This is a genomic window from Paenibacillus sp. FSL R10-2796 (assembly GCF_037965315.1).
Classification (GTDB): Bacteria; Bacillota; Bacilli; order Paenibacillales; family Paenibacillaceae; genus Paenibacillus_AQ; species Paenibacillus_AQ odorifer.
In genome coordinates, this window is sequence record NZ_CP150178.1 from 6,113,800 (window position 1) to 6,125,337 (window position 11,538).

The 11,538-nt window shown below is 47.3% G+C and carries 12 protein-coding genes; 2 read left to right on the top strand and 10 right to left on the bottom strand.

What is annotated here, in order from left to right:
• Positions 1 to 176 precede the first annotated feature (176 nt).
• The 5 genes from NST58_RS27270 to NST58_RS27290 form a co-directional block, all read right to left on the bottom strand.
• On the bottom strand, positions 177 to 1,397 hold the full coding sequence (locus NST58_RS27270) for an ABC transporter permease (RefSeq protein ID WP_312149018.1): 1,221 nt from the start codon (positions 1,395 to 1,397) through the stop codon (positions 177 to 179).
• A 1-nt stretch (position 1,398) separates the two neighbouring features.
• Positions 1,399 to 2,145 carry an ABC transporter ATP-binding protein gene (locus NST58_RS27275; RefSeq protein WP_036679788.1) on the bottom strand — a complete coding sequence of 249 codons (747 nt, stop codon included), beginning with the start codon at positions 2,143 to 2,145 and terminating at the stop codon, positions 1,399 to 1,401.
• Positions 2,142 to 3,650 carry a DEAD/DEAH box helicase gene (locus tag NST58_RS27280; protein WP_339244835.1) on the bottom strand — a complete coding sequence of 503 codons (1,509 nt, stop codon included), beginning with the start codon at positions 3,648 to 3,650 and terminating at the stop codon, positions 2,142 to 2,144. Before NST58_RS27280 ends, NST58_RS27275 begins: the two co-directional genes overlap by 4 nt.
• Before the next feature lie 97 nt (positions 3,651 to 3,747).
• A complete protein-coding gene (locus NST58_RS27285; protein WP_076141978.1) occupies positions 3,748 to 4,524 on the bottom strand; it encodes an SDR family oxidoreductase in 777 nt (258 codons plus the stop codon).
• A 28-nt stretch (positions 4,525 to 4,552) separates the two neighbouring features.
• Positions 4,553 to 5,008 (bottom strand): chemotaxis protein CheX, encoded by a 456-nt coding sequence (locus NST58_RS27290; RefSeq protein ID WP_036679793.1) that lies wholly within the window; start codon positions 5,006 to 5,008, stop codon positions 4,553 to 4,555.
• Positions 5,009 to 5,262: 254 nt separating this feature from the next.
• Here NST58_RS27290 and NST58_RS27295 point away from each other — a divergent pair, with 254 nt between their 5' ends.
• Complete coding sequence (locus tag NST58_RS27295) at positions 5,263 to 6,165, top strand: LysR family transcriptional regulator (RefSeq protein ID WP_038573173.1); 903 nt, start codon at positions 5,263 to 5,265, stop codon at positions 6,163 to 6,165.
• A 71-nt stretch (positions 6,166 to 6,236) separates the two neighbouring features.
• The gene (locus NST58_RS27300) at positions 6,237 to 7,046 is read left to right on the top strand and encodes a histidinol-phosphatase (protein ID WP_076141977.1); all 810 of its coding nucleotides are present in this window, start codon (positions 6,237 to 6,239) and stop codon (positions 7,044 to 7,046) included.
• Between the two features lie 143 nt (positions 7,047 to 7,189).
• Here the strand turns inward: NST58_RS27300 and NST58_RS27305 are convergent, their stop codons facing one another.
• From NST58_RS27305 to sdhB, 5 genes are all read right to left on the bottom strand, one after another.
• Positions 7,190 to 7,921: an NADPH-dependent oxidoreductase gene (locus NST58_RS27305; RefSeq protein ID WP_256716570.1), complete on the bottom strand. Its 732-nt coding sequence runs from the start codon at positions 7,919 to 7,921 to the stop codon at positions 7,190 to 7,192.
• A gap of 210 nt (positions 7,922 to 8,131) precedes the next feature.
• Positions 8,132 to 8,674, bottom strand: a complete 543-nt coding sequence (locus tag NST58_RS27310; protein WP_076184756.1) for a GNAT family N-acetyltransferase — start codon at positions 8,672 to 8,674, stop codon at positions 8,132 to 8,134.
• Positions 8,675 to 8,712: 38 nt separating this feature from the next.
• Positions 8,713 to 9,642 (bottom strand): metallophosphoesterase, encoded by a 930-nt coding sequence (locus NST58_RS27315; protein WP_339244838.1) that lies wholly within the window; start codon positions 9,640 to 9,642, stop codon positions 8,713 to 8,715.
• A gap of 58 nt (positions 9,643 to 9,700) precedes the next feature.
• Positions 9,701 to 10,492: a DUF3891 family protein gene (locus NST58_RS27320; protein WP_076193300.1), complete on the bottom strand. Its 792-nt coding sequence runs from the start codon at positions 10,490 to 10,492 to the stop codon at positions 9,701 to 9,703.
• 210 nt (positions 10,493 to 10,702) lie between these two features.
• Positions 10,703 to 11,467 (bottom strand): succinate dehydrogenase iron-sulfur subunit, encoded by a 765-nt coding sequence (gene sdhB / locus NST58_RS27325; protein WP_036679800.1) that lies wholly within the window; start codon positions 11,465 to 11,467, stop codon positions 10,703 to 10,705.
• Positions 11,468 to 11,538: the final 71 nt, after the last annotated feature.

Sequence of the window (11,538 nt, forward strand, 5' to 3'; positions counted from 1 at the left end):
ATTATGCTGGAGCTATCTGGTAAAAGACATACAGCATTTTTTAAATACTCTGTTCCGTTTTTGCAAATTTAAGGACTTGCCCGGCTCAAATTATGCTTCCAGCAAAAAAAAGGCTCTCTCATTCGTAGAATTTCTCTACTGTGAGACAGCCTTTTTATTGTGAATATGAAATTGCCTTACAGATCGTCGTCATCCAATCGTGCTGCTTTGCGGGACAAGTATCCTTTAAACAGAAAGACTACCACAACACCTGCCGCTAAGGTAAAGATCACTGGCATCAGACGGTCACCTATGGAAGCTAAGAAAGGTAATCCAAGAATCAATGCCACAACCAGATGCGCACGGAATACAAATTGTGTCGTGTTGTCCGCCTTACTGCCTTCAGGAAAAGGATACACTGTCAGCCAAAAAGACTCGCTATGCAATTTGCGGAGTGCCGACAATTGAACACCAATGATGAACAGGAAGAACAAATAAATTCCGGTGCCAAAGTAACTATCACGGTTCCACCAATTCAGCAGCAGAGCCAGCACCGATATCCGCATAATGATTCCAAAGATATCGCCCCGGGCAAAGCTTTTCGTTAGCAGATACCGATAAGCAGTATCCTTGCGCCAAGGCAGCTTAGCGCCCCATTTGGAAAGATAACGGCGGGAATATACCCGTTGCTCACGGCCCGGCACATCCACGAACCAGCCCAGAACCATCAGCGCACGTGCACCTTGATTGTTTTCCATGGCGATCAGTCTTTCCCATGGCACAGCGTGACGTCCGGGCACAGACAGTGCAGCAAGATAGGCTGCGGCCAATAACACCATAAATATCAGGCTCGGACCGGCAGGCTGCCACAACCAAGCGGCAATAATCAAACCTCCAACTGCCCAGCGCAAGAAAGCATACACGCCTGCCATCGGACGTGACAGCATAGCTATCTCTTTCCATAACCCATAGCTCGCGATCAGCTTCACAGCAATCAGGATCAACACTGTAAATAAAAGTCGCTTGGGAGAATCATCTGTACGTATGTACAACGGCCAAAGGGTGATCAGTACAAATAACAAGCGAATGATCTTCCACACGTTTCCACTGACCCAGGATGGTGCAAAATATTCCTTCATGCGGTGACCCTGAGGCAGCAGAAAGATCGTATCCGGGGTCTGCAAATAGGTTCGGAAGCCGCTATGCACTGTCGCAGGCAACAGTAGTGCTAACATAATCCAGCGAATGGGAATGCCTTCAGGTACATTTTGTAGCAGCGATGTATACCAAGCAGAGAAGACGATCAACACGAACAGGAAGACCATGGCTACGCCGCTTTGAATGATATATCCCACATAAGGAAGCATACTTCCCATGAATCGACCGCGCCGCGTGCGCCGCAGCTCTTTCAAATCCATATTATTTCCCTCCCTGAACCAGCTCGTAGAACAGCTGCTCCAAAGTCAGCCCCTGATGCCCGGCAGTTGCCGCTATTTCCGCCAGCGTGCCCTGTGCAATCACCTTACCTTTATGCAATACAATAAAACGGTCGCAATAATTCTCTATTGTGGAAAGAATATGAGAGCTTAACAGAATCGACGATCCAGAGTTCTTCAGATCCATCATGAAATCAAGCAAGGAGCGGATCCCTAGTGGATCCAATCCTAAAAAAGGCTCGTCGATGACATATAATGCAGGTCGTGCAACGAAAGCGCACATGATCATAACCTTCTGTTTCATCCCTTTGGATAGATGGGTCGACAGGGTGTCCATCTTATCCTCCATATGGAACAGCTTGGCAAGATGCGAGGTGCGGGATTCATAATCCTTTTGATCTACCCCATAAGCTCTGGCAGTAAATTCAACATGCTCACGAACCGTCATTTCGTCATACAGTAGCGGCGATTCCGGTACAAAAGACAACGCATTATTGTATCCAACGGGATCTTCAGCACGCGTCTTGCCCTGTACGGTGATATCGCCCTTATGGGGCGACATCAATCCTAGAATATGCTTCATCGTCGTACTTTTTCCTGCTCCGTTTAAACCAATCAATCCAACCATTTCACCAGGCTGCACCTGAAGTGCAATATCATGCAGCACTGGCTTATTCAGGCTGTACCCACCACTGAGACCCGTAATTTGCAATACGGGAGCATTATTCATTGACCGTCACCTCTCGGAGTTTTGTCTTTCAACCACTTTGGAGCTCCTTTATTTTTACGGTTCTTCTCACGTTCCGCATTGCTGCTGCGTTTGCTCCGTGCAGGAGTCGCATCTCCGCGTGCTCCCGCAGAAGGATTCGCGCTGCGCTGTGGATCGCGTTGTTGTTCTCCGCTTGTTGTTTCACTTGTGTTAATCGTAGCCATTCTTTTGGCAGGCGGTGTACCTGCTCCAACGGATGGCGACTGAACATTGGAGGCTCCAGATGTGCTAACAGGCGGCTTGCCGCTGCGTGGAGCGGATCCATCACGGCGTTGCCCACTGCCTTCATTACTCCGTCCCCGTCCATTGTGCAAAGCGCTGCGTGCTTCATCTGCTGCAAGCACCTTACCACCGACCATCTCCCGCTCCTCAAGCGCAATATCCAATTCGCGGGCGAACTTCCGCATGATAAAGGTCTGTTGCTCTGTAACAATTGTTACAGATAAGCCGCGGCGTCCCATCCGTCCGGTACGGCCTGCACGGTGTACATAATGTTCAGAATCAAAAGCCGGATCGTAGCTAACTACCAAAGAAAGATTCTCAATATCCAGTCCTCTGGCAGCTACGTCACTGGCAACAAGCACACGAAATTTGCCTTCCCGGAAACCTTTTAATACATTGCTGCGCGTTACCTTATCGGCATCTCCGTAAAGTGCTGCCGCAGTAAGCCCAAGATGATTCAGCTTAGCCTCAACCTCGGCAATATCATCTGTAGCATTCACGAACACAATCGCTTTATCGGGATTGTAATGGCGAATCACCCGGCGCAGCATGTCCATTTTGTTACGCTCTTCAGCAACAACATAATGATGCTCCAAGCTTTCAGCAGTCATTACACCTGGAGCAATCCCAACCTCTGCCGGATTCTTCATTTCACGATTAGCCAGCGCTTTCGTCTCTGGTCCGATCGTTGCCGACAGCATAACAAGCTGGCGTGAACGCAGCGCACTGCTGACAATCTTTGTGACTTCGCCGGCTCCGCTAAGCTGGAACATTTGGTCCGCCTCATCCAGAACAATAGTACTGACTTCATGCATCTTCAATTTACGAAGTCCAATCAGCTCACGGATCCGCCCAGGTGTTCCCACAACTAGCTGTGGATGCTCACGCAGCTTGTCAATCTGGCGTTTGATTGCGGCCCCGCCAATAAGACCCATAACTCGGATTCCGCGCTGTTCACCATAACGTTCCGCCTCGCGTAAGATTTGCATCGCCAGCTCCTGTGTAGGGGCGAGCACCAGCTTTTGGACCACCTTCTGCTCCGGATTAATCGTTTGAAGCAGCGGCAATAGATAGGCCAGCGTCTTACCCGTTCCAGTCTGGGAAGCTGCAATAACATCTCTTCCCTCTAGTAGAAGCGGTATTGTCTGCTCTTGTACCGGGGATGGAGCGTTAATGCCGAATTCCGACAACCGGGCAATGAGGTCTTCCTGAATGCCGATAGCCGCAAAAGAAGCTTTATTCATAAGTGTAATTCATCCTTTTCGCTTGAGATAATATCTTCATTATATGCCAAAAAGGCCTCTCCACCAAATGGAAGGCCAATAAAGCTGACAACAGGGTCTATTTTCTGTTCATCGCATTATAAGTAAGCTTGTCCGCCAGGCGAGGAAACAGCCCGTAAAGCCGTATGCCAAACCCTGCCAGACCCGGAAGATCGAGCTCTTCTTTGCCGGTCTCCATAACCTTAACGATCTTAGAAGATACATGCTCTGGGGTCATCATCATCCGGGCTACACTCTTCTCATAATTGCCAGACGGGTCAGCCGTTTTGAAAAAATCGGTGGCAATCGGCCCCGGGTTCACAGCCGAGACGATAATTCCACTCTTCCGCAGCTCCTGACGGAGCGCATTTGTGAATCCGAGTACAGCATGTTTGGTAGCCGTATAGGCTACGGACTTGGCCGTGCCTATCTTCCCTGCCATGGAAGCCACATTTACAATCTGGCCGCTTCCCCGCTCCAGCATATGTGGAATAACAGCCTTCGTGCACCGGACAATCCCCATGTAGTTAACATCCATCATATCGTCAAATTCATGAGGCTCCATCTCCGTAAAAGCAGCAAATTTGCCGTACCCTGCGTTATTTAGCAAAATATCAATTCTGCCATATGCCTCCAAAATTTGTGCGAAGGTCTTCTGAACACCCTCAGCATCTGTTACGTCACAGGTGTACAGTCCAAAAACGCCCGGGATACCGGCCGCTGTTTCTTTCAGCTTCGCTTCGGAACGTGCTACCAGGACAGGGATTGCCCCCTTTTTACTAAGCATCTGTGCCGTTAATGCACCAATGCCGCTGGACGCTCCTGTAATCACAACAACCTTATCTTTGAGTACCATGAAAAGTATTTCAGCTCCTAACTCTTGCCTAAGAGATCATCACCTGAATATCCATCTCTCCAACCCCATCCATCAACAACGGAATACTAAGCGCTTTACGAGGCATAAAAGACATGCTTTCCATCTTCATAATCTGAGGAGGACTTATATCCACCGAAACACCTTGATTATATAGAATGGTACTGGCATTCCCACTGATCATATTGCTCAGCTCTGAAATTGCACTTTGACCCATCTCATCCATCTCGGTGATCACAAAGCCACCCATCATAATCGATACCATTCGCAAGGCTACCTGCTCTGCGATACCAAATATAATATTTCCGCTCAGTTGGCCTGTCATCCCTACTTGAATCCATATATGATTATCGATCAGTTCAATTTCTTTAATGCCTAAACTCCCCGTAGAAGGCGAGACCTGAATTACTTGTTCTATAACAGTCCGTGCAGACTCTAGAAACGGATTAATTACTTCTGCTTTCATGAATGTCTAGTCTCCCCCTTTATCGTGCTTTGGTCATATACCAAAAGTCCCAAGCAATATGGATATATTATACTTTATATATCGGCACAATTCAGCAAAAATTAATGCATATGTCGAATTCAAACCCAAGATAGTTTACGCAGCAACATTGCTCTGCCGGGTATTATCTCCTATAATTTAAACAAATGCCAACGTGGAACGTAAGATATTAACGCAATTACACATCCAATTCGATGGTCCAAAGGAGGTATTCCATGAACATCAGCCAGCTGGAGACACTAATAACAATTTCCAAAACGATGAGCTTTCGCAAGGCCGGAGAACTGCTTAATCTGACCCAACCAGCGGTATCAGCACAGATTAAGAGCCTTGAAGAAGAGTTCAAGACTCAGCTGGTTGACCGAAACCAGCCTGTTACATTAACGGATAGAGGGACTGTCTTTCTGGAGCATGCGGAACAAATAGTGAGGATTGTCGAGGAACTTAAGGAACGGCTTGCAGATCTTGATGAAAATCCCCAAGGTCATATAGTTTTAGGCACAACTACCTCAATCGCTATTCAAATTTTACCGCGTATTCTATCTTATTTTAAAGACCAGTTCCCCCATATCAAAACATCAATTTCCTCTATGTCCTCATCACAAATTTATCAGCATGTCGAAAACGGCATTGTTGATGTCGGCATCGGTTATTTAATTGGACGTAGCCCGGGCATGTCTACTTCCATTTTGTATTATGATACCTTCGAACTGGTGGTCTCTCCCAGACACCCTCTCGCTCAAGTGAAGACCGCTGGGATAGAAGCCTTAAGCAAAACCCCGCTGATTCTGCTCTCACCAGACACAGTGGGCCGTAAATTTGCGGATGAGGTTCTGAACAAACATGGCATTCAACCTCAGGTCATTATGGAGCTGACCAGCAGCGAGGAAGTGAAACGGATGGTCGAGCTCGATTTGGGCGCCGCCATTATTTCCAAGCAGTCAGTTACCGCTGAGGTTCGAGCCGGCACTCTCAAAATTGTGCCAATTATTGAGCTGGAGGTCACGCATCCTGTTGGTGTGATCACGAAATCAGGAAAATACGTAAACTCTGCTATGAGGCAGTTCCTAAGCGATCTTAAAGGCATGCCAGAAACCCAATTTATCGGGTCTGAATAAATCCCACCCACAAAGTGGAACCGATTACTTCTGAGCTGATTGCATAACCTTGTTTAAAGGAGATGTTCTTGATGAAATTTGATTTACACACCCATCATTTCCGCTGTGGCCATGCTGACGGAACGATTAGAGATTATATCGAAGCTGGGATTGCCGCTGGATTGGGCGTTATAGGTATTTCCGATCACACTCCCTATTTCGGAGATCCATCCGATCAGGCTTTTCCCAAAATCGCAATGGCTAAATCCGAATTTGCTAATTATGTAGATGATGTTCTCTCCCTCAAAAAAGAGTACGAAGGCGTTATCGACGTACTGTTAGGCATCGAATCAGATTACTTTCCCGAACATGCTGAGATATACCGCAAGACATTATCCGCCTACCCTTTTGATTATGTGATTGGATCGGTACATAGTGTTGGTGGTATCAGCATTTTTAACAAAGGGCGCTGGAAAAACCTTAGCAAAAATGAGAAGATCCGCGTGAAGTCTGAATATTACCGGTTGATTGCTGATTCCGCACGCAGTGGTATGTTCCAAATACTCGGGCATATTGATGCGATGAAGGGGAATTATCCTGCTTTTTCCGAAATTCCTGCACCTCAGCCGATTGACGATTGTCTGCGTGTAATTAGTGAATGTGACGTGGCCATCGAAATCAATACCTCAGGCGGAACTAAGCTGGTCGGCGGCTGGTATCCCTCTGAAGATATTCTGGAGCGGGCACTACATTTTGGCGTAGAGGTTAGTTTCGGTTCGGATGCACATAAGCCGTCCCGGGTCGCTGAGGATCGTGATGCGGTAGCTGCACAGCTCAAAGCAATAGGCTTTACACACTGGGTTTATTACAAGCAGCGCCAAAAAGTCAAAGTTTCTCTGTAATCAAGCCTAAACGCCTTCAACGTCCCTATAAGGACGGTAAGCGTTAAAGCGAGAAATTAAATAATGCACCAAGCGTTATTGGTTTAGGGGCAGGGTTCACCCTCCGTTAAACCAATCTCAGCTTGGTGCATTTTTTTGTTTATTTACAGATTATCACAGCTAAAACCTTGTTGTTTCAGCGTACTTTTCGCATCTCCATATTCCGGGTTGATCTCATAAAAATGAGCAATCGTACTGGTCCAATCTCTCTCCGTCATCCCCTGCTGCTGCAAGAATTCACGGTGGGTTTGATTATATGCCTCCAGGAGGCCTTGTACATCCGGATTGTATTGCTCCTCATGAAATATAGCTTCCAGCGGCAGCCGCGGCTTCTGAGAAACCTCCTCCGCTGGGTATCCCACGCAGAGACCGACGACAGGGAATACGTACTCCGGCAGCTTCAGCAGTTCAATCACACCCGCTGTGTTGCGGCGCACACCCCCAATAGGAATGATGCCCAGTCCCATGGATTCCGCCGCTGCAATCGCGTTAGACAATGAGATTCCCACATCTGTAGCTCCAACCAAAAGCGCATCCACATCTTTTACGGCTTCAAAAGACTTGCCTTCCAGCTCACTAGCTACTTTAGCTCTATAAAAATCCATGCAAAACACCAAAAAAACCGGTGCTGCCGCTACATGCTTCTGATTTCCGCACAAAACTGAAAGCTGCTGCTTACGCGCAGGATCTTTGATGGCGATTATCGATACCTGCTGTCCATGAACCCATGACGGTGCGGCTTGAGCCGATTCAATCATTGATTGTAGCTTCTCTGGCTCCACAGGCTGGTCTGAATATTGCCGGAAAGAACGATGATTTTTTAATGTGTGTACCACTTCATTCAAAATGTTACGCCTCCTTGGTCATTCCACTCCATAGTATGTTAATCATAAACGATCGGATTCGGTACTGCCAATCACTTACGCTACTCTTTTCAAACAAAAAAAATGGACCCGAATCATCGGGTCCCAAAGCAGTATATTTTTAAAAGGGGGTCATGTACTTAGTTTAACCGCACACTGTTAGAGTTTGATAACGGCATTATTTCATTTGTGTAACAATGTGAATACTTTCATTACATCGTCCAAGGAGCCGACTTTGGGCATCACCCGCTCCAGCTTCATACCGTTCTTGAGCATCACACGTTCCGATCTAATATTATCTCCTGTGCAGCGTCCTTCGATCCTTGTTATCCCAAGGGTATGAACACTATAGTTCAAAAACAAACCCACGGCCTCCGTCGCCAGCCCGCATCCCCACCATGCCGGGTCCAGCATATATCCTAAGGTAGCTGTGCCCTCACGGCGGTTCCAATTCTGCAAAGCCACTATACCGATCAACCGCTGCTGCCCCTTTAAATAGATCCCGGCATGCAGCGCACAAGGATCGAAGGCAAATAACATCCGGTTTACCAGCTTCTCCACCTGGGCAGATACTGATCCAGGGCCGGAGCGTACTAGAATATGGCGCTGCACATCTGGATGGGAGAGCAGCTGCCGCAAAGCTAAAACATCCTCAGGCATGATCAGCCTCAGATCTACCGCTAAACCATGTTGTGTCTCTAACAACACTGCTCCATAGGTGCTCATCTTCTCTCCCCTTCCGTGCAGCTAAAATTCCAGCCTAATCAGCTCATGGACCGATGCAGCGTCAGAACCGTTAATTCTGGCCTACACAATAACCGAAAAGGCATGTATGTCTCTCCAAACCCTCTATTCACATACACAGGCATGGCTTTGTCTTCTGTATAATACAATCCATTTATGTATTTAAGAGATCCATAAGGTGTAAATGGCGCACCTATAAAGGGCAGGAGAATTTGTCCGCCATGACTGTGCCCGGAAAGCTGTAGATCAAATGAATAGGCCTGTGCGGTATCCGCATAATCCGGCTCATGCATCAAAAGGACGTTAAAGGTTCCTTCAGGAACACCAGCAATTGCTTTCGCTGGGTCGGGTTTACCGTGTAACAGATCATCCAGACCCGTAACCGCCATGACTGCCCCGCCTCTTTTTAGAAGGTATGATTTATTCCTTAGCACCCGGAAGCCCGCAGACTCCAGCAGCTCGGTAACCAGCTGGGTATTCTTGTAATCATGATTGCCTAATATCGCAAATTTACCCAATGGCGCACTTAACGCAGCCAGCACCGGTACGGCTTCAACAAGATCCTCAGGATCGCTGTCCACAATGTCACCCGTGAAGCAAATAAGATCCGGTTCAGCTTTGCTTATATGTTTAGCGAGCCGGGCCAGATCCCTGGCATCCTTATTAAATCCGAGATGTGTATCACTGAAATGAACAAGCTTCATCCCTGAAAAAGCGGAAGGAAGCTCCTTAAAGCGCAAGTCCAGCTTAGTGACCTCAATCCAGTTCGGCTCCCCCTGCCATGCATATCCGCTTGTAAGCAATCCTGCGCCGATTACAGCAGCCGCACTCCGAGTCAGGAACTGCCGGCGGGTAATTGTTGACTCGCCACCAGAACGCCCCTTAGAGGTGTCCTTGTGGATCTTATCGCCATTCTTATTGGGAGAAGCCCCAGACGATTGTATCTTCATAGGGAGATTCTCCTTTCTTTACCTTTTCCCCCGAAAAACAGATGGTCCAAATAATAACTTATATATTATTCCGGGCAGTTAGAACAATCCGGCATTCTTCTTCCGGAGTTTCGCTGTAAGCGCGTGCAATCCCTTTTTTTGCGATTTCTGATTTTTCAACTCGTCTCAGCATAAATGCTACTTCCAGCGTTTTTTCAAAAGGAAACGGTTCAAGCATTAACGTTGACTTATCCTGCCACTCCGCTGTGATGACACGACCTGACGTAAAACTGAAATCTTCAGTACCTGAGAACCCTTCACGCCACCATGGATGCTCCTCTGATTTCGGACACCCCGGCTCATTTAAGGCCAAATACAAGGACAGATCATCGCAGAATTCTAAAAGGCGGGCATCATAATACAGCTCATCTTCCCCAATAGGCTTGGAAGCTTCAAGTTCCCGATGGATACGTGCTCTGCGTTCCTCTTCATGTTCTTGATACAATGTAAGTTCTGGATAATCGAGTCCCGCAATCTTAATAAGCCGCTCAAAATGCAAGCTGCACAGCAACGCTCCGTACGGTGTGTGTTCCTCGATCTCATCTAATCCACGCTTATAAAAGGTCAACTTAGGCACTACAGGAAAATCAATAAAGGTGTAGGGTGCTTGCTCCGCATCATTCCAGAAAGGGGTCTCATCGAGATCAATCCAACCCCTATCATGCTGGGCTACTGCCCACAGTACCTCTTCCCGGCGTCCTTCAGTTGGCACATGCTGCTCTTTGAACCCAATGGCCAGCTCTCCGGCAAGTTTCCCGTGATCATGCTGCTTAACCATTACAATTGCTCCATCTTGCTCCCGACAAATCACGATTATTCCTCCTTGTTCCACAGCTAACATTACGTTAACAATGGATATTATAGCATAAATTGGTCAATATTCTGAACCTGCTCCAGCCCTGCAAGACTTTCCCGCCTCAAGCAGATAAGAGAGTCTTAACAACATAAAAAAAGCTACCCCCAGCGAATGGAATCCACTTTGAGGATAGCTCAATAGATAAACATTTGGCGGTACTATTAATTACACACCTAACCAACGTTTGAACATATGCTTCGTTGTTTGCTTGTTAATTTCTGCAATGGATGTCGTAAGAGGAATCCCCTTTGGACAAGCACGTACACAGTTCTGTGAGTTACCACAGCCATCGATCCCGCCATCCTCCATCAGAGCGTCCAATCTTTCGTCAGCGTTCATTTCACCTGTAGGGTGAGCATTGAACAGACGTACTTGAGAAATGGCTGCCGGTCCGATGAAATCCGTCTTTTCGTTGACATTCGGACAAGCCTCCAAACATACGCCACAGGTCATACATTTGGATAATTCATAGGCCCACTGCCGTTTTTTCTCCGGCATCCGCGGTCCCGGTCCAAGATCGTACGTACCGTCAATCGGAATCCATGCTTTCACCCTTTTTAGTGCATTGAACATCCGGGTACGGTCAATGACTAAGTCACGCACCACCGGAAATGTCTTCATAGGCTCAATTCGTACAGGCTGCTCCAGATTGTCTATAAGTGCAGCGCAGGCTTGGCGGGGTTTGCCATTAATCACCATGGAGCAAGCTCCGCACACTTCTTCTAAACAGTTGGAATCCCAGCATACGGGAACTGTGCTGTCACCTTTGGCATTCACAGGGTTACGCTGAATTTCCATCAAAGCACTGATTACATTCATACCTGGACGATAAGGAAGTTCAAATTCCTCGACATACGATGAACTTTGTGGATCGTCCTGGCGGGTGATGATAAACTTTACGTTTTTGGGAGCTGCAGCTGTTTCCGCCATAATGGTTCCCTCCTAAAATTGCCTGATTTTATTTCATGAAGCTTGCCTCGCAAGCTATTCTGTTACTGGAA

Bases quoted from the DNA above. Each gene is read 5' to 3' on its own strand.
- sdhB (WP_036679800.1), bottom strand. From the start codon at position 11,467: ATGGCGGAAACAGCTGCAGCTCCCAAAAACGTAAAGTTTATCATCACC.
- NST58_RS27300 (WP_076141977.1), top strand. From the start codon at position 6,237: ATGAAATTTGATTTACACACCCATCATTTCCGCTGTGGCCATGCTGAC.
- NST58_RS27285 (WP_076141978.1), bottom strand. From the start codon at position 4,524: ATGGTACTCAAAGATAAGGTTGTTGTGATTACAGGAGCGTCCAGCGGC.
- NST58_RS27295 (WP_038573173.1), top strand. From the start codon at position 5,263: ATGAACATCAGCCAGCTGGAGACACTAATAACAATTTCCAAAACGATG.
- NST58_RS27310 (WP_076184756.1), bottom strand. From the start codon at position 8,674: ATGAGCACCTATGGAGCAGTGTTGTTAGAGACACAACATGGTTTAGCG.
- NST58_RS27280 (WP_339244835.1), bottom strand. From the start codon at position 3,650: ATGAATAAAGCTTCTTTTGCGGCTATCGGCATTCAGGAAGACCTCATT.
- NST58_RS27275 (WP_036679788.1), bottom strand. From the start codon at position 2,145: ATGAATAATGCTCCCGTATTGCAAATTACGGGTCTCAGTGGTGGGTAC.
- NST58_RS27315 (WP_339244838.1), bottom strand. From the start codon at position 9,642: ATGAAGATACAATCGTCTGGGGCTTCTCCCAATAAGAATGGCGATAAG.
- NST58_RS27290 (WP_036679793.1), bottom strand. From the start codon at position 5,008: ATGAAAGCAGAAGTAATTAATCCGTTTCTAGAGTCTGCACGGACTGTT.
- NST58_RS27270 (WP_312149018.1), bottom strand. From the start codon at position 1,397: ATGGATTTGAAAGAGCTGCGGCGCACGCGGCGCGGTCGATTCATGGGA.